Below are 21954 nucleotides of genomic sequence, written 5' to 3'. Positions count from 1 at the left end.
CCACTCATCTACGTGAAGTGCCTGGGAATTAGTTGAGGTCGGAAGCCCACTCGTAGGTCTCGAGGAACGGATCGGGTGCGATCGGCGACGGGGATTCCCAGATGGTGTAGATCAGGCCGTCGGGACGAACTTCACCGATACGTGCAGTCTTCGAGATGTGGTGGTTGGCGCCGTCGATGACGACCTCACCTTCGGGGGCGGCGAAGCTGACGCCGTCCGCTGCGGCCTGAATGTCACCGACTGCGAAGGAGTTTGCCTTCTCCACGGTGTTCTTCCACAGGTACACCGAGGTGTAGGCGGCTTCCATCGGGTCGGAGGTGGGCTTGTCCGCACCGTATTTCGCCTTGTAGTCGGCGACGAACTTCTTGTTCTCCGGGCTGTCGACAGTCTGGTAGTAGTTCCACGCCGTCAACTGGCCTTCGATGTTCTGCGCGCCGATTCCGGCAACTTCTTCCTCGGCGATGGATACCGAGAGGACCGGCATGTCAGCAGCTTTGAGGCCCGCGTTGGTGTACTCGCGGAAGAAGGCGACATTGGAGTCGCCGTTGAGGGTGTTGAACACGGCGTCGGCGTCGGCGGAGCGGACCTTGTTCACGATCGTGGAGAAGTCCGTCGAACCGAGTGGGGTGTAGTCCTCACCCTTGATCTCGATACCGTTGGCCGCCGCGTAGGCCTTGATCTCACGGTTGGCGGTCTGCGGGAATACATAGTCGCTACCGACCAGGTACAGCGACTTGACGCCCTTTTCCTTCAAGTAGTCGAGTGCGGGGACGATCTGCTGATTCGTGGTTGCACCGGTGTAGAAGATGTTGTCGGAGGACTCGAGGCCCTCGTACTGGACTGGGTAGTAGAGCAGCGCGTCGTTGTCCTCGAACACCGGCAACATCGCCTTACGGCTCGACGACGTCCAGCCACCGAAAACAGCTGCGACGCAGTCACTGCTGATCAACTTCTCGGCCTTCTCCGCGAATACCGTGGGCTCGGACGCGCCGTCCTCGGCGACGACTTGGATCTGCTTGCCGTCGACTCCGCCTACTGCGTTGATTTCTTCGACGGCCAAGGCGATCGAATCACGCACCGTCACTTCACTGATCGCCATTGTTCCGGAGAGCGAGTTGAGCGAGCCGACCTTGATGGTGTCGCCAGATGTGTCCACGCAGGACTCGGCTGTCGCCGCGCCGTCCGCTGAGGTGGTGTCACCGGCTTTGCTACCGCACGCGGTGAGCGCCAAGCCGACCAGGGCCACAGCGAGAGGAGCAACCAGTACATGTGTGGCCATTTTGCTCGAGGAAACTGAAGGCATCTTCGACGCCCTTTCGCTTGTATACGGAGTTGTATTCGCGATTGCAGACAGTAAAGGGCAAGTATTGCGCGGATATGTTGCCCGGTGACGGCTCTATTTCGTCCATTACGCCGCTGTTAACTCTCGGCCCGTGGATGATTCGTCCGACAAGAGGGATTCGGTGGTGTCGAACCCCGCAGAATTGGGTGTGCCTTGCCGCCCGAAAATGACAAACCGGGTTGACATTAAATGACAAGTCCGCTTGACTTTCGTTATGGCCGACGCACTCAGGACCAACACGGTGCGCGAACACCGAAAAGCAGCCCGGCTCACTCAGGCGGAGCTGGGTAAGGCATGCGGAGTCAGCAGGCAGAGCATCGTCTCCGTCGAAGGCGGTGACTATGCCCCGAGCGTCTATCTGGCTCTCGAACTGGCCGCAGCATTGAACACCACTGTAGAAACACTTTTTGCGACCGAGGAGCGATGACCATGAGCACATCCATCACGGCAGGTCCGTTCATCAAAGCAATGCGGTTCGTCGGCGATCTCGACGATGAATTCTACGACGACGAACGCCAGCGCGATGTGTGGAACGAGGCCTCTGCCATCGGCTTTCAGCTCTTTGCGTGGGCATCGCTGATCAGCGCCGCGATACTGCCGTGGGTAGTCGGTCGAACCGGAGCCTGGATCGGTCTGGGCATCCTCGTCGTCTCGACACTGATCAACTTCGCGACCGCCGGTTACTCGGCGGCCCGCGGAGTCAACCTCTACACGGCGTCGAAACTGGTTCGGGTTCGCGCGATCGTGGTGGGAGTGCTCTTCGCAGTCGGATACGTCAGCGTGCTGATGACCTTGCAGCCGGGCGTGTACTCGCAGGCCAGTTCATGGGCGGGTGGGCTCGTCGGCGCGATTGTCGGCGGCGGCGCTGTGGGAGCAGTGATCTGGTACATGCGCAAACGTAATGCCCGCTTCGAAAACGAAGAAATCGAGGACAATTGACCGGTGGCGGTAATGGGCATGGATGCCGAGCACACAGGTAACGTGCTGACCCATGAGCGCAGGTGAAGGACTGCAACAAATCGCCGACAGGGTGTGGGCGTTCCTGCGACCACCAGGTAGTTGGGGCCAGACGAACACCGGGTTGATTGTCGACCGAGGGGCAGCGTCGATGGTGGTCGACACCGTGTGGGACACCCGATGGGCGAAGCGGGTGGCGTCGGCGACGTCGGAACCTACATGAACACAGTTCGTGGAGGGGCGAGGTTCCCACGAAGGCTGCCGAGGCTGCCGGATCAGACGTTCGAAGTGACCGAGCGGATCGACGTAGGGACACGTCAGGTCCAGTTGCGATATCTCGGTCCGGCGCACACAGCGGGGGACCTGATCGCCCACGTACCGGACGCAGGTGTGGTGTCGTAGGCGATCTGCTGTTCATCGGTTCGACCCCGATGCTCTGGCACGGCCCACTCTCGAATTGGATGGATGCACTCGACCATCTGATCGCGCTCGATGCGGCGGTCTACGTTCCGGGCCATGGTCCGATCTGCGGCCTCGACGAGGTGCGCAAGCTCCGGGCTTATTGGACGTGAGTGGACGCGGCCGGACGCCAACATTTCGATGCGGGAGTCGAATCGGTGCATGCCGCCCGCAACATGATGGCGTCCCCGGAATTCGTGCCATTCTCGAAGTGGGGCTCACCGGAAAGGCTGGTCCTGAGCATGTCCACGCTGTACCGCCTATGGGAGGGCAAACCGGCGGTGCCGCCGACACTGGTCCGCCGGGTCGCGGCCTTCGCTGCGGCGGGCGCGATGCTGCGCAAGGAGAAGTGAGCCTCGGGGATACGCCGAATCGGTGACATCACCGAACGCGATACGGCGAGACCGAGCTCCGATGCTCATCGATATCGAGGTCTTTACCGAGCGGGGGGAACGCACGTTGCGGGCAGTTCGACCGCTCGCACACTCGGCAACCCGCGCCGATCGGAGTGGCCACGGCCGAACCGTGTAGATCGAGCCCATCGGCGTAGACCAACCGAGTTGCATGCCGGAGCTCGCACCCCAAACCGATGGCGAACGTCTTGGTCGGCTGGCCGTAGCGCGCGGCCCGTCGTTCGACCGTGCGGGCAATCCACAGATAGCTACGCCCGTCCGGCATCTCGGCTATCTGCGTCATGATCTTGCCCGGGTAGGCGAAGGTCTCGTACACGTTCCACAGTGGGCACGTACCGCCGCTGGAGGAAAAGTGAAAACCGGTCGCCGACTGTCTCTTGGACATATTTCCGGCACGGTCGACACGGACGAAAGAGAATGGAACTCCACGAAGCTTCGGCCGTTGGAGCGTCGAAAGGCGGTGGCAGACAGTCTCGTAGCCGACCGAGAAGAAGGCCGACAATCGCTCGATGTCGTAGCGAAATTCCTCTGCCACATCATGGAACTGGCGATACGGAAGAACGGTGGCAGCAGCGAAATAATTGGCAAACCCGAGTATCGCGAGCTTCTTCGATTGTTCGCTCGTGAAACCGCCCTCCTCCACCATCTTGTCCAGTAGATCGGCGCATTCGAGGTAGGCCAACTCGGCCGCGTACTTGAAAACCTTCTGACCGCCCGAGAGGTGCGTGGAAATTTCCAGAACCCGGGTACGCGGATCGAATCGGTGCAGAACATTCTCGCCGAGGTCGATTCGATTGACGATCTGTACCTCGTAGACAGTTTCGAGCCGCCGGGCGATCTCACCACCGACGTCGGCGCGGTGGAATCGGATACGAGAGGTCAACTCCTCTGCGGCGGTGTCCAACTCGTGCAAATAGTTCTGCCGTTGATAGAAGTAGTCGCGGACTTCCTCGTGCGGTTTACTGATGGAACCGCTGCCACTGCCGTCGCTGAATCGCTCGTCGGTAGCGGCCGCGAGTTGAGCCGTCGTATTGCGGTACCGGCGGTGCATGTTCACCATCGCCCGAGCCAACTGCGGATGAGACGAGACCATCTGAGCGATCTCGTGAGCGTCGGCAGCGATGCCCATGTCCTGGTCCAGTGCGACCTCTCGAAGCTCGGCGACGAGCCTGGTGTCGTCCTCCGAAGAAAAGAAGGAGGTATCGACACCGAAAACCTCGGAAATGCGAAGCAGCACGGGCACTGTCAGAGGGCGGACGTCGTGTTCGATCTGGTTGAGGTAGCTCGCCGAGATCTCGAGCTGACCAGCCAGTGCGACCTGGCTCATCTTGCGCTCGGATCGAAGCTGCCGCAGCCGCACGCCGACGAACGTTTTGGACATGCGCCCAGGCTACGCCTGCGAAGACGGCCCTTAACAGAGTTCACCTTTCTCGCCCGCGGGTCACGATTCGGTGATGAAACGACGCCGAAGGGCCCATGTCGGCGTATACCAGAAATGGGAGTTGATTTCAGCCTTCGAGCCAAAGGTTCAGCCGCGAACAAAGAGGGAGCCTCCAGATGTCGGACCACACGAACGAAGTTGTACGCGACACCATCGTCCTGATCACCGGAGTGGTCCTCGTGACGTCGACCATCTGGCTTCCCGTCGACGGAGCAACCGGGGTGTCCGGTGCCATCCTCATCCTCGGCATGCTGTCGGCGGGCACGGCCCTCTGGGCGATGTCCAGTGCGTCGAGATCGAGCCACTGGGCGCACGTGGTTCTCGGGGTGACGCTGGCGCTCTCGCCGTTGATTCTCGCGTTCCCGTCTGATCTGTTGGTGACCGACATGTTCGCCGTCGTCGGCGGCGTCATCATTGCGTCACTCGGTGTACTCGGCGTGGTGTCCAGCACGCGTCGGGCGCCGGAAGCGAGTCGGTTGGTTGCCTCTTCCGTCTCGCGGCAGGCGGATCGGGATCACGTGTGGAGTTGATTCAGGGCCGGCACACCTGTGAGGGAACTGTGATTGCACTCACACTCCTAGCGAAACGACTTCGTCACTGTTTCGATTCAGACGCCCTCGTTCAAACAGTACGATCGTCCGGTAAGGCGCTCGCGGATAGTTTCTCAAATTGCGTTCGTAGCCTGCGGTTTCGGCCTACTGGCTGGTAACCGGCCTGTCCGTTCAGTGAAGGATTGTTCCTGCTTCAACTTCGCAAACTTAGCAACGGGTGTTGAAAAGCTAGCCAAGATTGGCACTAGCAACAGGTGGACGGGCATTTTTGGGTGTGCCATTGTTTTGGAGTACACCCGAAGGGCCTGGCAACGATGTGAAGAATTCCTTTCGACGCAGGCCGAGAAGATGAGAAGAGACTGGAGCTCCGATGTCGACCACCGGCACCCCGAAGACCACCGCCGAGATCCAGCAGGATTGGGACACCAACCCTCGCTGGAAGGGCGTGACGCGTAATTTCACCGCAGAACAGGTTTCCAAGCTGCAGGGCACCGTGGTAGAGGAAGCAACACTTGCCCGCCGCGGCTCCGAGATCCTGTGGGACCTCGTCACCAACGAGGACTACATCAACTCGCTCGGTGCACTCACCGGCAACCAGGCCGTGCAGCAGGTTCGCGCCGGCCTGAAAGCCATCTACCTCTCCGGCTGGCAGGTTGCCGGCGACGCCAACCTCTCGGGCCACACGTACCCGGACCAGAGCCTCTACCCGGCCAACTCGGTGCCGACCGTCGTTCGCCGCATCAACAACGCACTGCTGCGCGCCGACGAGATCGCCAAGGTCGAGGGTGACACCTCGGTCAGCAACTGGCTCGCGCCAGTGGTCGCCGACGCCGAAGCAGGCTTCGGTGGCGCGCTGAACGCTTACGAACTGCAGAAGGCCATGATCGCTGCCGGTGCCGCAGGTGTGCACTGGGAGGATCAGCTCGCTTCGGAGAAGAAGTGCGGCCACCTCGGTGGCAAGGTGCTCATCCCGACCCAGCAGCACATCCGCACCCTGACCTCGGCTCGCCTTGCGTCCGACGTCGCCGATGTCCCGTCGGTCATCATCGCCCGCACCGACGCCGAGGCTGCAACCCTCATCACGTCCGATGTGGACGAGCGCGACGTGGAGTTCCTCGACGGAACCCGCACCGCAGAAGGCTTCTACGGCGTCAAGAACGGCATCGAGCCGTGCATCGCTCGTGCGAAGGCTTACGCACCGTACGCCGACCTCATCTGGATGGAGACCGGCGTTCCGGACCTCGAGGTTGCCAAGCGCTTCTCCGAGTCGGTTCGCAGCGAATTCCCGGATCAGATGCTGGCTTACAACTGCTCGCCTTCGTTCAACTGGAAGGCGCACCTGGACGACGCGACCATCGCCAAGTTCCAGAAGGAGCTCGGCGCGATGGGCTTCAAGTTCCAGTTCATCACCCTCGCCGGATTCCACTCGCTCAACTACGGCATGTTCGACCTGGCGCACGGTTACGCCCGCGAAGGCATGACGGCGTTCGTCGACCTGCAGGAGCGCGAGTTCAAGGCTGCCGAAGAGCGTGGCTTCACCGCCGTCAAGCACCAGCGTGAGGTCGGTGCCGGCTACTTCGACACCATCGCCACCACGGTCGACCCGAACACCTCGACCGCAGCACTGAAGGGCTCCACCGAAGAGGGCCAGTTCCACTGATCGCCGCGTCCGACTCGAACGACCAGTGAGGCCAAGGAGCTGACGTGACCAGCGAGAAAATTCAGCGAGTCGGCGTTATCGGCATCGGGCAGATGGGCGCCGGAATCGCCGAGGTGTGCGCACGCGCACACGTCGATGTGCTGGTCTACGAGCAGACCCGCGAGCTGACGGCTGCAGGACGCGCACGCATCCTGCGGTCGTTGGACCGTGGTGTCAGCAGCGGCAAAATCACCGAGCGAGAACGTGAGCAGGCGGCCTGGCGGTTGCGGTTCACCTCCGACCTCAGTGACTTTGCCGACCGTCAGCTCGTTGTCGAAGCAGTTCTCGAGGACGAGAAGATCAAGGCCGACATTTTTGCCGAGCTCGATTCGGTGGTGACGGACCCGAATGCAGTACTCGCGTCCAACACGTCGTCGATTCCCATCATGAAGCTGGGAATCGCGACCAAGTCACCGGATCGTGTTGTGGGCATGCATTTCTTCAACCCGGTGCCGGTGCTCCCGCTCGTCGAGCTCGTCACCACTCTCAAAACGAGCCAGGCTGTCGCCGAGCGTGCGGAAAAGTTTGCCAGTGAAGTACTCGGCAAGCAGGTCGTCCGGTCTGCAGACCGTTCTGGTTTCGTCGTCAACGCTCTGCTGGTGCCGTACCTGCTCTCCGCCATTCGCATGGTCGAGTCCGGGTTCGCCACCAAGGAAGACGTGGACAAAGCGACAGTGCTCGGCCTCGCACATCCCATGGGGCCCTTGGCATTGGCCGACCTCGTCGGACTCGACACCGTCAAGTCGATTGCCGACTCGATGTATGCAGAGTTCAAGGAACCGCTGTTCTCTGCCCCGCCGCTTCTGCTACGCATGGTCGAGGCAGGGCTGGTCGGGAAGAAGACCGGATCAGGTTTCTACCAGTACGAGAACGGTCGCGTTGCAAAATAGGTAGGCGCTTCGCGCAGGTGAGTGGGAATACGTTGTCGGCGACGTATTCCCACTCATATCTGCAGTTGCACCCTCACTGAAAGGAACCCTTTCGTGGCGAGTAGCGCAGCCGAATTCGGTTCGAGCATCCTGGGATACCCGAGAATCGGCCCGCGGCGAGAATTGAAGCGCGCACTCGAGACCTATTGGAACGGTAAGTCGACGCCTGCCGCCCGCGCCGCACTCCAGTCCGTCGGTCGTTCCATTCAGGAAGACACCTGGGACGAACTCCATGCAACCGGGTTGACGCAAGTCCCTGGAAATACCTTCTCCTTCTATGATCACGTCCTCGACGACGCATTGCTTTTCGGGGCAGTTCCGACGCGCTTCGCCCCGCTCGAAGGGGAGATGCATCCGCTCGATTTCTACTTCACGATTGCTAGCGGCAAGCCGGACCTCTCGCCGCTGGAGCTGGTGCGGTATTTCGATTCCAATTACTTCTACCGCCAACCCGAGATCGACGAGTCGACGCCGTTCTCGCTGCACGCGGAGAGCCTGCTGGACGAGTTCGATCGGGCAAAGGCCCGCGGTATCGAACTGCGCCCCGTTGTTCTCGGCCCGGTATCGCTGCTGTTGTTGTCCAAGGCCGGATCTCTGGCAGCGGAAGGATTCTCCCCGCTCGATCGGCTGGGGGATCTGCTTGCGCAGTACAGTGCCCTCTTCGAGTTGCTCGCCCTGCGAGGTGCCACCTGCGTCCAACTCGACGAGCCCGCCTTCACCGCCGAGCGATCAGACGAGGAATTGGCAGCACTCGACCGCGCGTACACCGCCCTGTCGACGACGGCGTTGCGTCCCCGACTTCTCGTGACGGGTCAGTACGGGTCTCTCGGATCTGCGCTGCCGATTCTCGCAGCCACCAGGGTCGAGGCAATCGGGCTGGACCTCGTCGCCGGCAGGCTCGAGCCGGAAGCGCTCGCCGCCATTCCCGGAATGAAACGCAAACGCCTCTACGCGGGAGTCATCGACGGCCGCAGCGTGTGGCGTGCCGACCGCGTCGTCGTGCTCGACTACCTCGAGCGACTGAAAGAGGTGTGCCAAGATCTCGTCGTCTCGACGTCGTCGACTCTTCTGCACGTTCCGTACGACGTGCTGAGCGAGTACGACATCGACGGCAACGTGGCCGACCGGCTCGCGTTCGCGAAGCAAAAAGTCGGCGAGGTCGTTGCCTTGGCAAAGGCGCTCACCGACGGTCCGTCGGACAAATGGCGTAAGAAGCCGACCGAGGTGCACTTCAAGCAGAAGCACGCGGTGCGGCACCGGGTCTACAACCTCACGCCCGACATGCGGATTCGACAGCCCTATTCCGCGCGGAAGATCGCGCAGCGCAAGAAGCTGAATCTTCCGCTGGTGCCCGCCACCACCCTTGGCTCGTTCCCACAAACTTCGGCAATGAGGCAGGCGAGATACGAACTGGGACAAGGCCGTATCGAGGCCGCTGACTATCGCGCACGCGTCGAAGAAGAGATCGAGCAGGTCATCCGGCTGCAGGAGGACATCGGGCTCGACGTTCTGGTGAACGGCGAGGTGGAACGCAGCGACATGATCGAATTCTTCGCCGAATCGCTCGAGGGGTTTGCCACGACTAGAAACGGGTGGGTCCAGACGTATGGATCACGATGCGTGCGTCCGCCCATCCTGTACGGAGACGTGGCCCGTCCGGAACCGATGAGTGTCGAGTGGACAGCGTTCGCGCAGTCGTTGACGGACAAGCCGGTCAAAGCAATCCTGACGGGACCAGTCACCATGCTCGCCCGTTCGTACGTGCGGAAGGATCTACCACTCCACGAGGTGGCCGACCAGGTTGCCCTCACCGTTCGCGACGAGATCGCCGATCTCGAGAAAGCCGGGATCGGGATCATCCAGGTCGACGAGCCTGCATTGCGTGAATTGCTGCCCTCGCGTGAGAAGGGCAGAAAAGAATACCTTCGTTGGTCGGTCGAGGCGTTTCGGCTGGCAACGTCGGGTGCAAAGCCCGAGACCCAGATTCATACGCATCTTGGGTACTCGACTGTTGCGTCGGTGGTCGACGCGATCGAGAACCTCGATGCCGATGTCACTGCGATCGTGGCAACACGATCCATCGACTGGGTTCTCGGTGCTTTGCAGGACAACGTCCTCAGCCATGGAGTCGGTCCCGGTGTGTACGAGAGTCGTTCGGCGCGGATCCCCGACATCGACGAACTCGACGAGCTACTGACCCAGGCAGCCTCGACGATCGGCATCGACCGATTGTGGGCCAATCCCGACGGTGGCCTCAAAACGCGCCGGCACTGGCAACTGGAACCCTCGTTGCGTAACTTGGTGGCAGCGGCGCGACGGGTGCGCCGACGCGCAGAACAGGGGACAGCAGAGTGAGCAAGTCGAAAAAGTCCGGCGGACTCGTTCCGAAGGTGTTCGGAATCGTATTGGCAGCGACGGGTGCCGCGCATTTCGTCGTTCCCGAGGCGTTCGAAGGAATAACCAAGCGTCCTTTCCCTCGTGACACAAAGACCTGGATCAGCCGCAACGGCGCTACCGAACTAGCTGTCGGTGCGGCCATTGCGTACCCCAAGACTCGTAAGATCGGCCTGATCGGACTTGGCACATATGTCAGCTGGCTGGGTCTCAATATCGCCCGCAACGGTTAGAGCACCGGTCCGGATTGTTGTCAATCACTCCCGCTGGCTGGGAATACCCTGCTGGCGGGAGTGTCCGCTTTGCATGACTACCGATGCGTAGGTAGCAATATAGGCATGACTTCAGCTACTGCATACACCGCGACGGCCCCTGAGGCTCCGCTCGAAAAGGTCACCATCGAGCGTCGTGAGCTCGGACCCAACGATGTCCTCATCGAGGTCAAGTTCGCCGGCATCTGCCATTCCGACATTCACACCGCCCGGAACGAATGGGGCGGTACCACCTACCCCGTCGTTCCAGGACACGAAATCGCGGGCATCGTCTCCGCGGTCGGTTCCGATGTCAGCATGCACACGATCGGCGACCGCGTCGGCGTCGGGTGCTTCGTGGATTCCTGCGGCGAGTGCGAGGCCTGCCTTGCCGACGAAGAGCAGTACTGCGCCAAGGGCGTGACGGCGACCTACAACTCCAAGCAGGCCGACGGCACCATCACCCAGGGTGGATACTCCACGCACATCGTCGTCACCGAAGGGTTCGTTCTTTCCATTCCGGAGGGAATCGAGCTCGACGTTGCGGCACCTCTCCTGTGCGCAGGCATTACGCTGTACTCCCCGCTCAAGCATTGGGGAGCCGGACCCGGCACTAAGGTCGCCATCATCGGTATGGGCGGATTGGGGCATGTCGGCGTCAAGATCGCCAATGCACTCGGTGCCGAGGTGACCGTGCTCAGCCAGTCGCTCAGCAAAGAAGAAGACGGCAAGCGACTCGGTGCACATCACTACTACGCCACCTCCGATGCGGCGACGTTCAAGAAGCTTCGTGGTGAATTCGATCTGATCATCAATACCGTGTCGGCAGAGATCGACATGGACAAGCACATGTCCTTGCTCGCGATGAACGGCTCGCTCGTGATCCTGGGACTCCCCTCCGAGCCCATCAAGGTGCGAGGATTCACTCTGGCGGCCAACCGTCGGAGTCTTGCGGGTTCGATGGTCGGTGGCATTGCGCAAACGCAGGAAATGTTGAACTTCTGCGCTGAGCACCACATCGGCGCCGAGATCGAGACCATCGCAGCCGACAAGATCAACGAGGCGTACGAGCGTGTGTTGAAAAGCGACGTTCGCTACCGGTTCGTGATCGACGCCAAGACATTCTGAGTTCTCTTACGCCTTTCGTATCCGTAAATGTATGTAAAAGGCGTAGTACGCGGGCGTAGCGTCGAAGTTGGGTCACTACATTTCTCTTCGGCGAAGGGACCCGACATGAAACTCAATACGTTCGCAGGCTGGGTAGGTTACGGATTGGCATTGCTTGCCGTCACTATGATGGGCTTGTTCCTGGTCGCAGTGGGTTCTGGGTACGACGCTCTAGCAGTGTTGGCAGGCAGTGTCTGCGTGGTGGCCATCGCGGGCGCCATGGGGCTGGTCGGAGGGGTGGTCAGGCACGATCACCGCCTCCACCGCAATACCCCACGACTGCTGTGACGGCCCAGGCTCTAGCTTTCAGCCAGCCGCTTCTTCTCCAGCTCGACGTCGAAATCGGCAGCGGGCCAGTCGAGTTGGAGCTGCTCGAGTGCATCGATCAGTAACTCTGTGACCGCAAGCCGGCTGTACCACTTGTGGTTTGCTGGGATGACGAACCACGGCGCGTAGTCGGTATTCGTCCTGTCGATGGCGCGTTGGTACGCGGTGCGGTACTGCGGTAGGAATCCACGCTCGGTGACGTCGCCCGGGTTGTACTTCCAGTGCTTGTCGGGACGATCCAGCCTCTCTTGCAATCGCGCTCGCTGCTCTTCGGGCGAGACGAACAAGGCGACCTTGATGATGAGCGTCCCCTCTTCGGTGAGGTCCTTTTCGAATGCGTTGATCTCGTCGAATCGGGGTTCCCATACCTGGCGCGGAACCAGGTCGTGGACCGCAACGACCAACACATCCTCGTAATGCGAGCGATCGAAGACCCCGATCTTTCCGCCGCGGGGCAGGGCCCTACGAATTCGCCATAGGTAATGGTGCTGCTTCTCTTCCCTGGTGGGAACCCCGAACGAGGCGAGGTCGACGCCCTGCGGATCGACCATTCCGATGACGTTGCGGACCATTCCGCCCTTGCCCGCAGTGTCCATTCCCTGCAGCACCAGAAGAATCGAGCGCAGATCTCCGGCACGGCCGTTGGCGTACAACTTCTCCTGAAGGGCGGAAAGGACTTCGCCGCGCTCCGGGAGGAGGGCCTGACCTTCGGCTTTCGTGCCCTCGAATCCGGGCGTCTCATCGAAATCGATGTCCTCGATTCGCGTCGAATCGGTTGCGCGGAGAATCTTGACTGGAGGGGCAGACCACAACGAAGGCTTCTCGTCTTTCGATTCCACGTTTTTCGGTGACGCCGACTTTTCGGATGACTTGGCCATTTACCGACCTTAGTCGGCGGCGGAGAATCTACCCTGGGAATCATGGCTCCGAAACTTGCGTCAGCGCATTCCGTCGACCGCTCCAAGATGCTCGACTTCGTTTCTCCTCGACACCACCTCACCCTCATCACCCGTAAACGCGACGGCGGAGTGCAAGTCTCCCCGGTGACGTCCGGGCTCGATGCGGAAGGCCGCATCGTCATTGCGACGTACCCGGAGCGCGCGAAAGTCTACAACATTCGTCGCAACCCGTCGGTGACCGCGCTGATTCATTCGGACGAGTGGAACGATGCGTACGTCCAAATCGACGGTACGGCCGAAATCATCGACCTCCCGGATTCGGTGGAACCGCTCGTCGAGTACTTTCGTAGCGTCGCCGGTGAGCATTCCGACTGGGACGAGTATCGAGAAGCGATGCGGAAGCAAGGAAAATCGTTGATACGCATCACGATCGAGAGCTGGGGTCCGATCGCCGAAGGTGGTTTCCCGCCAGGGAGAGTGTGACCAGCCCCCCGGGGAGAGTGTGATCAGCCCCCCGGGGAGAGTGTGATCAGCCCCCCGGGGAGAGTGTGATCAGCCCTTGTGGAAGAGCGGTACTGCGTTGTCGAGGGCGTACTGGGTACCTGCCGCTGATGCGGAAGAGAAGGCGTTGTTCAGGTCCCGGTCCTCGAGGATGACGAGTCGGCCGTCGCGAGCTGAGGGGAGAGCTTGGATGGCAGCATCGTTGGTGATCGACTCGGCGCTGCTTCCGATCGGAAACATGACGGTCAGATCTGCGTCGAGTGCAGCTGTGTTCTCGGCAGAGAGCGTGATTGCATACTTGTTCGGCTCGGCGAGCGCCTGAATTTCGGGCTTGTCGACGAAACCGAGTCTGTTCATGAAGTCCACGCGAACGTCCCCGTCGACGTAGGCACCGAGTTGGCCGCTGAAGAGCGTGCCGACGGCAGCGGTCTTGTCGGCGAACCGAGGGTTCGCCGCGACGGTTGCGTCGAACTTCGCGTTGGTCTCGTCGATGATGTGGCGACCGTCCTCGGATTTGCCGAGCGCGTCGGCGATCAATTGGGTCTGCCCGTCCCACGTTGTTCCGTAGGCGATTTTGGTGCCGACGGGTGCGCCGACGGTCGGGGCGATGTCGGAAAGGTCCTCGTAGACTGCCTGGTCGTTCGTGCTGCGAGTCCACAGAATCAAGTCTGGCTCGAGTGCGGCCACCGATTCGACCTCGAGCTCGTAGGTACCGAGGATCGTCGGCGCAGTGTCGTAGCCTTCCTCGACCCATGGTCCGAGTCCGTCACCGCCGACGGCGAGCCAGTCGCTTGCAGCGACTGGCTGTACTCCGAGTGCGAGCGCCGTCTCGGCATCCGACCATCCGAGTGCGACGACGCGTTGTGGAGCGGCCGGTACGGTGACCTCGCCGAACATCGTGTCGACGGTGGGGCCGTCGGCCGAGGGTTCGCTGCCCGAACCGGTGCCACAGGCTGTCATGGTCACAACCGCGAGTGCCGCGATCATCGGGGCGAATGTAGAGAGTCTCCGTAAGCGCATAGGTAACGCTAACCTATGTTACTGGTTCTGAAGTGCCGGACCCTCACGCGTCATGCTCAGGGACGGTCCTCGTCGACGAGCGGGTGCGGTTGTGATTTGAACTTGGCAGGCGATCCGTCTGCCTGTGCGACACCGTGGATTCCACCCCACATCATCATGCAGAGATAGTCGATGAGGTCCTCGGCCGACATCGACTTGTTCGAGATCCACCAGTGCGTAGCCAGCTGAACGGCGCCGACGATCGCAAACGCCCAGGGCACCGAGCCGCCGGAGTCCATTTCGCGAGCACGCAGTCGTTCGCCGAGGACTGTGGCCAGCAATTCGGCGATCATGCGCTCCGACTCGGCGACAACGTCACGATTGGTGCCGGCATTGTTGGCCATCACATAGAGGTAGACCTCGGGGTCGGTGGCGACAGTCTCGACGTATGCCGCGATGACAGCCCGGGTGAGATGATATTCGTCGAGTTCTTCCGAGATGGCCCTGTAGATCCGCGGGGCCAGTGTCGTCTCGACGTAACGAGTCATCGTCGCGTTGGTCAGATCGTTCTTGTCGGTGAAGTACCGATAGAGAACCGTCTTCGAGATCCCGATCTCCGACGCGATCTCGTCCATACCGATCTCGCGGCCCCGCAAGCGAATTGCGGCCAACGTGCCGTCGACGAGTTCTTCACGTCGGGCGATCTTGTGATCGCGCCACCGCCGTTTTCTGCCGTCCGGCTTCGTTACTTTCGTTGCCGCCTCGGTATCTGCTTTCTCGATGTCGACTTCTGCTTCGAGTGTGCTGTCGTCCGCTGCTTTCGGACTGCTCACTTTTGCCGCTGTCGTCGTATTTCTCGCCACGTGTATCCGCCGTATCCCGTCGTTTTCTTCCCGCTTCAGCTTAGGCGTCCGGCTGTATCGATGCCTGCCGCACCGAGCTGTGTGGGCGGATCGGTGCGTCCGGGACAACCGCGCTCGCCGAACGCAGGCACAATGGCGAGGTGCAGCTGATGAACTTCGACGATGCGACCAAGCGTCGCGACCTTCGCAAGATGAAGGGCCTCGCAACGGGGTTTCTGGTATTCGCCACCGTGATCTATATGTTCTGCAGATGGCAGGAGTCGCGAGGAGCAGGCGATTGGGTCGGCTACGTTCGGGCCGCGGCCGAGGCGGGAATGGTCGGCGCGCTGGCGGACTGGTTCGCGGTGACCGCACTCTTCAAGCACCCGTTGGGTATTCCGATCCCACACACGGCCATCATCAAGAAGAAGAAAGATCAGCTCGGTGCCAGCCTCGGCTCGTTCGTCGGAAGTAATTTCCTGGCGCCCGATGTCGTGTCGGAAAAGATCGGTTCGGCACATATTCCGCTCCGCCTGGGGACCTGGTTGGCGCAGCCGGAGAACGCGGACAGGGTCGCGGCCGAATCGGCGATGGTGCTGCGCGGGGTCGTCGAAGTGCTCAACGACGACGACATCACACAGGTGATCGACAACACCATCGTGCGTAGGCTCGCCGACCCGGAATGGGGTCCACCGATCGGTCGGGTGTTGGGCGAACTCATCAAGGAGAATCGCCAGCTGCCGTTGATCGACATGCTCGCCGAGCGCGCTCACCAGTGGGCGTTGGGAAGTCAGGAGACGATCGAGCGCGTCGTCAGTCGTGATTCTCCGACCTGGTCACCGAAGTTCGTCGACACCCTGCTCGGGGAGAAGATATACAAGGAACTCGTCGAGTTCACCTGGAAAGTCAGGTCGACGCCGGAGCACGAACTGAGGCTGGCCGCCAACAAGTTCCTCGTCGACTATGCGCACGATCTCCAGCATGATCCGGTGACGATCAAAAAGGCCGAATCGCTCAAGTCGCAGATCATGGGTCGCGCGGAGGTCACAGGGCTTGCATCCGCCACCTGGAAGGTCGCGAAGCGGTTGATCATGGAGTCGGTGGACGACCCGTCGAGCACATTGCGACGCAAGATCAGCGAGAATGCGGCCGGCTGGGGTGTGCGTCTACGTGACGACGACGAACTCCGCGGCAAGGTCGATGGCTGGCTACTGGGCGGAGCGCGTTACATCGCTGCGAACTACGCCGACGAGATCACCACGATCATCACCGACACGGTCGCCCGCTGGGATGCGGAAGAAGCGAGTTCGAAGATCGAGTTGCAAGTGGGTCGCGATCTCCAGTTCATCCGTATCAACGGCACCGTTGTCGGGGCGCTGGCAGGTTTGGCCATCTACGCGGTGTCGAATCTGATTTTCTGATGCGATGAACCTGCCGATTGTGCCCCTGGGCACGTGCGCTAGCTAAGTGCTTGCAAAAGCTAGCACTCCTCGGTATGGTTGGGCTCGACGCCGAGACCACAAGTTTCGATGTAGGAACGAGTAGTGAACATGACCCCCAGCAATGATGATCAGACCGACAATCAGGGGATAGTCGCCAAGGTCTCCGAAGCTACGGAGGTCGTGGCGGAGGCGAGTGATCTCGTCGCCAGTGTCGTGACCACAGCAGCATCGGACATCGGCAGTTACATCCGTTCGCAACGCGAGGCCGCGCAGGTGTCCTTGCGGCAACTCGCCTCGAGGGCGGGGGTGAGCAATCCGTATTTGAGTCAGATCGAACGCGGGCTTCGTAAACCCTCCGCCGACGTGCTCGCGCAGATCGCCAAGGGTCTGCGCGTGTCCTCGGAAGCTCTGTACGTACGGGCCGGGTTCTTGGAAGAACGTCCACACGGTCCGGTTCGAGACACGCTGCTCGGCGACACCGAGATCACCGAACGGCAAAAGCACGTGCTGATCGAAATCTACGACTCGTTTCGTCGTGAAAACGAACAAGCGCGTAATTCGAGCGACGCAGCTTCGATAGAACCGTCGTCGCCGCCCGAACCAGATGTGTCAACAGACCCAGAATCACCCACACAGGAGTCTTCTCATGACTGATCCCAAAAACTTCGATATACAGACCCCGCTGTACGCCGCAGTCGGCGCAGGCGACGCGGTTGTCCAGGCCGTCGCGGACGTCGTAGCTCAGGTTCGTTCGCGCGCCGAGTCCCGCGGCACCGAGGTCACCGAGCGTGTCGACACCGCACGGGCCCGGATTGCCGACCTGTCCGAAGATGTGTCCGAGGGCGTAGAGGGTCTTCGTGAGCGCCTCGCAAAGCTGCCCGCCGAACTTCCGGACGAGATCGCTGACCTGCGTGAGCGTTTCACTCAGGACGAGCTGCGCAAGGTGGCCGAGGCATACCTGAAGGTCGCATCGGATCTTTACACCTCGCTCGCCGAGCGCGGCGAAGAGGCCGTCGAGCGCATCCGTCGCACACCGGCTGTCGAAGAAGGCCTCGACCGTGCGAACGCCGCAGCCAATGACGTCGTCGATCTCACCGAGCAAGCTCTGGGAACCGTTGCTTCGCAGACGCGCGCCGTCGGTGAACGTGCCGCTGCACTCGCAGGCATTGCCTCGGACAAGGTCCGCGACACCGCGGAAGAACTGGCCGACGAGATCGACGAGGCCGGCGACAACGCCAAGGAAGCTGCCACCGACGCCTCGCAGAAAATCAGCGGAACTGCTGGCAAGGTCGAGTCCAAGACTCGCGGCAACGTGGATGCTCCCTTGAAGAAGGCCGCTCCGGTGAAGAAGGCAGAGTCGGCCTCGACTCCCACGCCTGCCACCGCAGCCCAGCAGACCGCAGCGCCCGCCAAGAAGGTGCCTGCAAAGAAGTCCACTAGCTGACTTTCACCGCTGAACGCCCCCTGCATCGAGCGGTGTGGGGGGCGTTTTGCGTAGTATGGGTCTCGTGTTAGCCGTCGACAGTCTCACTTCGTGGATCCTTCTCGTCCTTCGCTTCATCGCGCTCGGCGGTGCTGCCTACGCGGTGTTCCACGCCGTCAGGCAACGGCCCGACGCCTTCACCGCGGTGGACAAGCTGACCAAGCCTGTGTGGCTCGCAATCCTGATCGTGGCGTTGCTGGTCATCTTCGTTTTCGGAGCCATCAACTTCATCGGCCTGATCGGTGTGGTCGCAGTGTGCGTCTACCTGATCGACGTGCGGCCGAAGGTGGACAGCATTCAGCGCGGACCGCGCTGGTAGCTGCACCACGGCGTTGCTGCACGGCCGGACCGTTGGCGCACGCGTGTGACCCGTACAGATTCGATACGACGCAAAGCACTCGGCTGCGTCGTATCGATCAGTCCTGTCACCAATATCGAAGGAGTTCGGTTCGTGGTTTCACGTAGAGCTGTAGAAGGTGCCGTCCTCGGCATCGGGGGATTGGCTGCCGCGGCAGGAATCGGTGTCTACCTCGTGCGGCGGCGAGCCCGCACTTCGATCACAAAGACCACCGACGCGGCCCCGGACGCCCTACTGCGGACGCCGACAAGCGTTCCCCGCATCGTCCCAGTCGTCACCGATGACGGCGCAGAACTTCACGTGCGCGTCTACGGCGACCCGGATGCTCCACCGATCGTCTTCAGTCACGGGTGGACATGTTCGGCGGACTACTGGATCCCGCAGATCAACGCGTTCGCCGAAAACTATTCGGTCATCGTGTACGACCAGCGCGGCCACGGTCGCAGCGACGTCGGCACCAGATTGCTCGGGCCCGACGTCCTGGCCGACGACCTCGCGGACGTCCTGGCCGCCACCGTCACCGAGGACAACAAAGCCGTTCTGGTCGGGCACAGTATGGGTGGCATGTCGATCATGGCGTGGGCCGGCCGCTACCCGAAGCAGGTCGACCGACTCGTCAGCGCCGTACTGCTCGCAAGCACTGCCACCGACAGTCTCGTACGCGAGACAACGGTAATTCCACTCCCGGAGCGTTTTCGTCGAGTCCCGTTGCCACTTTCACGCGTCGTACTCGGGTCGGCGGTGCCACTTCGGCCGTCGCCGGTGACGCGACAGGCCATCAAGTACGTCTCGATGGCCCCGGGGGCGACACCGGCAGAGGTCGCTTTCTGCGAAAAAATTGTGATCGAGTGCCAACCTCGGACGCGGGGCATCTGGGGAGCTGCGTTGACCGAACTCGATATTCACGACGCGTTGGCAAACATGAGCGTGCCGACGAGCGTGTTGGTCGGTACCGCGGATCGGCTGACGCCACCGGTGCAAGCGCGCAAGCTGGCGAAGGCGTTGGAGAGCCACGATCACCTCAGCAAGCTGATCGAGATACCGCGAATCGGGCACATGAGCTCCGTCGAGGCGATCGACGCGTTCAATGAAGAGGTATTGCGCCTGCGGCTTCTCTGATGTCTGGCGCCTCAGCTGAAGACGACGGTCTTCCTGCCGTGAACGAGGACTCGGTCCTCGAGGTGCCAACGTAGTCCACGGGACAGAACCAGTTTTTCGATGTCGCGACCCTGTCGGACCATGTCCGCGACCTCGTCGGAGTGGTCGACGCGGATGACGTCCTGCTCCAGGATCGGGCCTGCGTCGAGCTCGGCGGTCACGTAGTGGCAGGTTGCCCCGATCAGCTTCACACCGCGTGCGAATGCCTGGTGGTACGGACGCGCGCCGACGAACGACGGCAGGAAGCTGTGATGGATGTTGAGGGCACGGCCCGACCAATGAGCGCACAGTTCCTCGGGTAGTACCTGCATGAACCGAGCGAGTACGACGGCATGTGGATCGTACGAGTCGACGAGGTCACGGACTTCGTCGAAAGCAGGGCCGCGCTCAGCGGGGTCCTTGGCGAATTGGACGTGATGGAACCGGACACCGTGCGCGGTCGCAACCGACTCGAGAGACTTGTGGTTGCCGATCACTGCGGAGATCTCGGCAGGAAGCTCGCCGCCGGCCGCGCGCCCCAGCAGGTCGTGCAAGCAGTGCGCTTCTTTGCTGACCAGAATGACGACACGCTTACGTTCGCCCGAATCATGAAGTGTCCATTCGGTTTCCGGGCCGATCTCGGCGGCGACGGACTCGAAGCGGGCCCGTAATTCTTCGATGCTCATATTGACCGAAGACGCACGGACTGCTTGCCGAGTGAAGAACCAGTCGGTGTCCGGATCAGCGTGGTACGCGGCCTCGACGATCCAACCACCGACGTCGGCGAGGAATGTCGAGATCTTGGCGACGATGCCCGTGCGGTCGGGGCATCCGAGTGTCAGGACGTAGCGACGGTCGTCGGCGACAGCAGCGGTACTCATTTCTCGATTGTCTCAGGTGGTCCGGACGGCAGAGTCCACCAGTGTGCTCGCAGCGCGCGAGTCCTCCTCGGCCGTCGGGCTGTGGTTGGCTTGCTTCCATGTCTCTCACCCGCGCCGAACTGGCCCGCATGGTCGACCACACGCTGCTCAAACCGGAAGCGACCCGTGCAGACGTAGAGGCCCTGATCGTCGAGGGCCGCGCCCTCGGCGTGCTCGCGGTCTGCGTCTCGCCGTCGATGCTGCCCATCCGTGCCGAGGGTCTGGTGACCGCCGCCGTGGCCGGATTTCCTTCCGGCAAGCATCATTCCCTCGTCAAGGGCGCGGAAGCGCGCCTGGCAGTCGATCAGGGAGCCCGAGAAGTCGACATGGTGATCGACATAGGTGCGGCGATCGAGGGAGATTACAACGCGGTGCTCGCCGACATCTTGACCGTTCGTGAAGCCATCGGCCCGTCGACGATCCTGAAGGTCATCATCGAATCGGCCGCACTGCCGGAGGAAGCGATCGTCGAAACCTGTGTGGCGGCGGAGAGGGCAGGCGCCAGTTTCGTCAAGACGTCCACGGGATTTCATCCCGCCGGAGGCGCGAGTGTCGAGGCGGTGAAGTTGATGGCCGCCACCGTAGGGGGCAGGCTCGGGGTGAAAGCCAGCGGCGGAATCCGGACGACCGAAGCGGCGTTGGCCATGATCGAAGCAGGTGCAACGCGATTGGGTCTGTCCGGGACGCGAGCCGTGTTGGACGGTCTTTGAGTCCTGATCTCTCGAAACTTCGTCGAACTGCGGTAACTGTTCGGACCTTTCCGCTTATCCTCCGAAGATGAGTAGCGATGACGAAATCTTTTCCGCGATCGCGGAGGAGCGTCGTGCTTTGGCAGCAACGGTGTGGGATCTGAGTTCGGAACAGTGGGCAACGCCGTCGCTGTGCAGCGAGTGGACAGTGAAAGACGTTGTCGCGCACCTTGTTGTTCCGTTGGTCACCCCGGTCTGGAGGTCCGGGTTGACGATGGTGCGAGCGCGCGGAAATTTCCACCGCGCAAATCGGCTCACGGCCAGGCGTGCGGGCCGACGGTACTCCGCACGCCTCCCCGAATTACTTTTTCGAAATGCGGCCAGTCGGTTCACCCCACCGGGTAAAGGCCCGATGGCGCCACTCACCGACATTGTCGTGCACGGCCACGACATTCGTCGTCCGCTGCACATCGCGCATCGAATTACCGACGAACGTCAGGTCGCGGTGCTCGACTTCATTACGAGCGCACCTTCGCGCGGCATATTTCCGACCTCGGACGTCACACTGCACTGGAAAGCCACCGACCTCGACTGGACGTTCGGTAGCGGACCTATCGTTCAAGGCCCAGCAGCATCACTGATGCTCGTTCTCACCGGCCGAACTTCGGCCCTTGCGGATGTCACCGGACCGGGCGTCGAACATCTTGCGAAGTCGGCCGAGTGACGAGGTAGCGCGGGGTCTGCTTCGACCCCG

General features: G+C 61.5%; 23 protein-coding genes and 1 pseudogene. 18 read left to right on the top strand and 6 right to left on the bottom strand.

Features of this window, described 5'->3' with window-relative positions; genetic code table 11:
* Window positions 1-28 precede the first annotated feature (28 nt).
* On the bottom strand, window positions 29-1303 hold the full coding sequence (urtA, locus tag BJI47_RS06100; RefSeq protein ID WP_088942877.1) for an urea ABC transporter substrate-binding protein: 1275 nt from the start codon (window positions 1301-1303) through the stop codon (window positions 29-31).
* A 253-nt stretch (window positions 1304-1556) separates the two neighbouring features.
* On the opposite strand from urtA, the gene BJI47_RS06095 reads away from it, so the two are divergent.
* From BJI47_RS06095 to BJI47_RS06085, 3 genes and pseudogenes are all read left to right on the top strand, one after another.
* Window positions 1557-1769 carry a helix-turn-helix transcriptional regulator gene (locus tag BJI47_RS06095; protein WP_088942876.1) on the top strand — a complete coding sequence of 71 codons (213 nt, stop codon included), beginning with the start codon at window positions 1557-1559 and terminating at the stop codon, window positions 1767-1769.
* A 2-nt stretch (window positions 1770-1771) separates the two neighbouring features.
* Complete coding sequence (locus tag BJI47_RS06090) at window positions 1772-2281, top strand: DUF2029 domain-containing protein (protein ID WP_088942875.1); 510 nt, start codon at window positions 1772-1774, stop codon at window positions 2279-2281.
* A 52-nt stretch (window positions 2282-2333) separates the two neighbouring features.
* Window positions 2334-3111: pseudogene (locus tag BJI47_RS06085) on the top strand (MBL fold metallo-hydrolase).
* A gap of 28 nt (window positions 3112-3139) precedes the next feature.
* Here BJI47_RS06085 and ramB read toward each other — a convergent pair.
* Window positions 3140-4552, bottom strand: a complete 1413-nt coding sequence (ramB, locus tag BJI47_RS06080) for an acetate metabolism transcriptional regulator RamB (RefSeq protein ID WP_088942874.1) — start codon at window positions 4550-4552, stop codon at window positions 3140-3142.
* A gap of 176 nt (window positions 4553-4728) precedes the next feature.
* Between ramB and BJI47_RS06075 the strand changes: the two genes are divergently transcribed.
* The 7 genes from BJI47_RS06075 to BJI47_RS06045 all read left to right on the top strand — a co-directional run bounded on the left by BJI47_RS06075 (window position 4729) and on the right by BJI47_RS06045 (window position 11891).
* Complete coding sequence (locus BJI47_RS06075; protein ID WP_088942873.1) at window positions 4729-5142, top strand: hypothetical protein; 414 nt, start codon at window positions 4729-4731, stop codon at window positions 5140-5142.
* Between the two features lie 391 nt (window positions 5143-5533).
* Window positions 5534-6823 (top strand): isocitrate lyase, encoded by a 1290-nt coding sequence (gene aceA / locus BJI47_RS06070; protein ID WP_084346246.1) that lies wholly within the window; start codon window positions 5534-5536, stop codon window positions 6821-6823.
* Between the two features lie 44 nt (window positions 6824-6867).
* Entirely contained in the window at window positions 6868-7752 is an 885-nt protein-coding gene (locus tag BJI47_RS06065) for a 3-hydroxybutyryl-CoA dehydrogenase (RefSeq protein WP_088942872.1), read from the top strand.
* Between the two features lie 93 nt (window positions 7753-7845).
* The gene (metE, locus tag BJI47_RS06060; RefSeq protein WP_088942871.1) at window positions 7846-10146 is read left to right on the top strand and encodes a 5-methyltetrahydropteroyltriglutamate--homocysteine S-methyltransferase; all 2301 of its coding nucleotides are present in this window, start codon (window positions 7846-7848) and stop codon (window positions 10144-10146) included.
* Entirely contained in the window at window positions 10143-10418 is a 276-nt protein-coding gene (locus BJI47_RS06055; protein WP_088942870.1) for a hypothetical protein, read from the top strand. The genes metE and BJI47_RS06055 overlap by 4 nt, the downstream gene beginning before the upstream one ends.
* A gap of 105 nt (window positions 10419-10523) precedes the next feature.
* Window positions 10524-11564, top strand: coding sequence for an NAD(P)-dependent alcohol dehydrogenase (locus BJI47_RS06050; RefSeq protein WP_088942869.1), 1041 nt, complete (start codon window positions 10524-10526; stop codon window positions 11562-11564).
* 105 nt (window positions 11565-11669) lie between these two features.
* Window positions 11670-11891 (top strand): hypothetical protein, encoded by a 222-nt coding sequence (locus BJI47_RS06045; RefSeq protein ID WP_088942868.1) that lies wholly within the window; start codon window positions 11670-11672, stop codon window positions 11889-11891.
* Window positions 11892-11902: 11 nt separating this feature from the next.
* Here BJI47_RS06045 and BJI47_RS06040 read toward each other — a convergent pair whose 3' ends face one another.
* On the bottom strand, window positions 11903-12808 hold the full coding sequence (locus BJI47_RS06040; RefSeq protein WP_088942867.1) for a polyphosphate kinase 2 family protein: 906 nt from the start codon (window positions 12806-12808) through the stop codon (window positions 11903-11905).
* A 42-nt stretch (window positions 12809-12850) separates the two neighbouring features.
* On the opposite strand from BJI47_RS06040, the gene BJI47_RS06035 reads away from it, so the two are divergent.
* Window positions 12851-13312: a PPOX class F420-dependent oxidoreductase gene (locus tag BJI47_RS06035; protein ID WP_088942866.1), complete on the top strand. Its 462-nt coding sequence runs from the start codon at window positions 12851-12853 to the stop codon at window positions 13310-13312.
* A gap of 69 nt (window positions 13313-13381) precedes the next feature.
* Here BJI47_RS06035 and BJI47_RS06030 read toward each other — a convergent pair whose 3' ends face one another.
* A complete protein-coding gene (locus BJI47_RS06030; protein WP_254900413.1) occupies window positions 13382-14317 on the bottom strand; it encodes an iron-siderophore ABC transporter substrate-binding protein in 936 nt (311 codons plus the stop codon).
* Window positions 14318-14406: 89 nt separating this feature from the next.
* On the bottom strand, window positions 14407-15111 hold the full coding sequence (locus BJI47_RS06025; protein WP_176224700.1) for a TetR/AcrR family transcriptional regulator: 705 nt from the start codon (window positions 15109-15111) through the stop codon (window positions 14407-14409).
* A gap of 230 nt (window positions 15112-15341) precedes the next feature.
* Here BJI47_RS06025 and BJI47_RS06020 point away from each other — a divergent pair, with 230 nt between their 5' ends.
* From BJI47_RS06020 to BJI47_RS06000, 5 genes are all read left to right on the top strand, one after another.
* Window positions 15342-16592, top strand: coding sequence for a DUF445 family protein (locus BJI47_RS06020; protein WP_176224693.1), 1251 nt, complete (start codon window positions 15342-15344; stop codon window positions 16590-16592).
* A gap of 129 nt (window positions 16593-16721) precedes the next feature.
* A complete protein-coding gene (locus BJI47_RS06015) occupies window positions 16722-17267 on the top strand; it encodes a helix-turn-helix transcriptional regulator (RefSeq protein ID WP_088942862.1) in 546 nt (181 codons plus the stop codon).
* Entirely contained in the window at window positions 17260-18057 is a 798-nt protein-coding gene (locus BJI47_RS06010; protein ID WP_088942861.1) for a heparin-binding hemagglutinin, read from the top strand. Before BJI47_RS06015 ends, BJI47_RS06010 begins: the two co-directional genes overlap by 8 nt.
* 55 nt (window positions 18058-18112) lie before the next feature.
* Window positions 18113-18415 (top strand): DUF2516 family protein, encoded by a 303-nt coding sequence (locus tag BJI47_RS06005; protein ID WP_088942860.1) that lies wholly within the window; start codon window positions 18113-18115, stop codon window positions 18413-18415.
* Between the two features lie 132 nt (window positions 18416-18547).
* Window positions 18548-19573: an alpha/beta fold hydrolase gene (locus tag BJI47_RS06000; protein WP_088942929.1), complete on the top strand. Its 1026-nt coding sequence runs from the start codon at window positions 18548-18550 to the stop codon at window positions 19571-19573.
* 11 nt (window positions 19574-19584) lie between these two features.
* Here the strand turns inward: BJI47_RS06000 and purU are convergent, their stop codons facing one another.
* Window positions 19585-20472, bottom strand: coding sequence for a formyltetrahydrofolate deformylase (gene purU / locus BJI47_RS05995; protein WP_088942859.1), 888 nt, complete (start codon window positions 20470-20472; stop codon window positions 19585-19587).
* A 98-nt stretch (window positions 20473-20570) separates the two neighbouring features.
* Between purU and deoC the strand changes: the two genes are divergently transcribed.
* Complete coding sequence (gene deoC / locus BJI47_RS05990) at window positions 20571-21221, top strand: deoxyribose-phosphate aldolase (RefSeq protein WP_088942858.1); 651 nt, start codon at window positions 20571-20573, stop codon at window positions 21219-21221.
* A 67-nt stretch (window positions 21222-21288) separates the two neighbouring features.
* Complete coding sequence (locus BJI47_RS05985; protein ID WP_088942857.1) at window positions 21289-21924, top strand: maleylpyruvate isomerase family mycothiol-dependent enzyme; 636 nt, start codon at window positions 21289-21291, stop codon at window positions 21922-21924.
* Window positions 21925-21954: the final 30 nt, after the last annotated feature.

It is taken from the genome of Rhodococcus sp. 1168, assembly GCF_002091955.1.
Classification (GTDB): Bacteria; Actinomycetota; Actinomycetes; order Mycobacteriales; family Mycobacteriaceae; genus Rhodococcoides.
Note: the sequence above shows the minus strand (reverse complement) of the source record. Positions and strands in the feature narration are given on the sequence as shown.

What these genes read in the sequence shown, in the direction of transcription:
- urtA (WP_088942877.1), bottom strand. Translation starts at nt 1,303, where the DNA reads ATGCCTTCAGTTTCCTCGAGCAAAATGGCCACACATGTACTGGTTGCT.
- BJI47_RS06095 (WP_088942876.1), top strand. Translation starts at nt 1,557, where the DNA reads ATGGCCGACGCACTCAGGACCAACACGGTGCGCGAACACCGAAAAGCA.
- BJI47_RS06090 (WP_088942875.1), top strand. Translation starts at nt 1,772, where the DNA reads ATGAGCACATCCATCACGGCAGGTCCGTTCATCAAAGCAATGCGGTTC.
- ramB (WP_088942874.1), bottom strand. Translation starts at nt 4,552, where the DNA reads ATGTCCAAAACGTTCGTCGGCGTGCGGCTGCGGCAGCTTCGATCCGAG.
- BJI47_RS06075 (WP_088942873.1), top strand. Translation starts at nt 4,729, where the DNA reads ATGTCGGACCACACGAACGAAGTTGTACGCGACACCATCGTCCTGATC.
- aceA (WP_084346246.1), top strand. Translation starts at nt 5,534, where the DNA reads ATGTCGACCACCGGCACCCCGAAGACCACCGCCGAGATCCAGCAGGAT.
- BJI47_RS06050 (WP_088942869.1), top strand. Translation starts at nt 10,524, where the DNA reads ATGACTTCAGCTACTGCATACACCGCGACGGCCCCTGAGGCTCCGCTC.
- BJI47_RS06045 (WP_088942868.1), top strand. Translation starts at nt 11,670, where the DNA reads ATGAAACTCAATACGTTCGCAGGCTGGGTAGGTTACGGATTGGCATTG.
- BJI47_RS06040 (WP_088942867.1), bottom strand. Translation starts at nt 12,808, where the DNA reads ATGGCCAAGTCATCCGAAAAGTCGGCGTCACCGAAAAACGTGGAATCG.
- BJI47_RS06035 (WP_088942866.1), top strand. Translation starts at nt 12,851, where the DNA reads ATGGCTCCGAAACTTGCGTCAGCGCATTCCGTCGACCGCTCCAAGATG.
- BJI47_RS06030 (WP_254900413.1), bottom strand. Translation starts at nt 14,317, where the DNA reads ATGATCGCGGCACTCGCGGTTGTGACCATGACAGCCTGTGGCACCGGT.
- BJI47_RS06020 (WP_176224693.1), top strand. Translation starts at nt 15,342, where the DNA reads ATGAACTTCGACGATGCGACCAAGCGTCGCGACCTTCGCAAGATGAAG.
- BJI47_RS06015 (WP_088942862.1), top strand. Translation starts at nt 16,722, where the DNA reads ATGACCCCCAGCAATGATGATCAGACCGACAATCAGGGGATAGTCGCC.
- BJI47_RS06010 (WP_088942861.1), top strand. Translation starts at nt 17,260, where the DNA reads ATGACTGATCCCAAAAACTTCGATATACAGACCCCGCTGTACGCCGCA.
- BJI47_RS06005 (WP_088942860.1), top strand. Translation starts at nt 18,113, where the DNA reads ATGGGTCTCGTGTTAGCCGTCGACAGTCTCACTTCGTGGATCCTTCTC.
- purU (WP_088942859.1), bottom strand. Translation starts at nt 20,472, where the DNA reads ATGAGTACCGCTGCTGTCGCCGACGACCGTCGCTACGTCCTGACACTC.
- deoC (WP_088942858.1), top strand. Translation starts at nt 20,571, where the DNA reads ATGTCTCTCACCCGCGCCGAACTGGCCCGCATGGTCGACCACACGCTG.
- BJI47_RS05985 (WP_088942857.1), top strand. Translation starts at nt 21,289, where the DNA reads ATGAGTAGCGATGACGAAATCTTTTCCGCGATCGCGGAGGAGCGTCGT.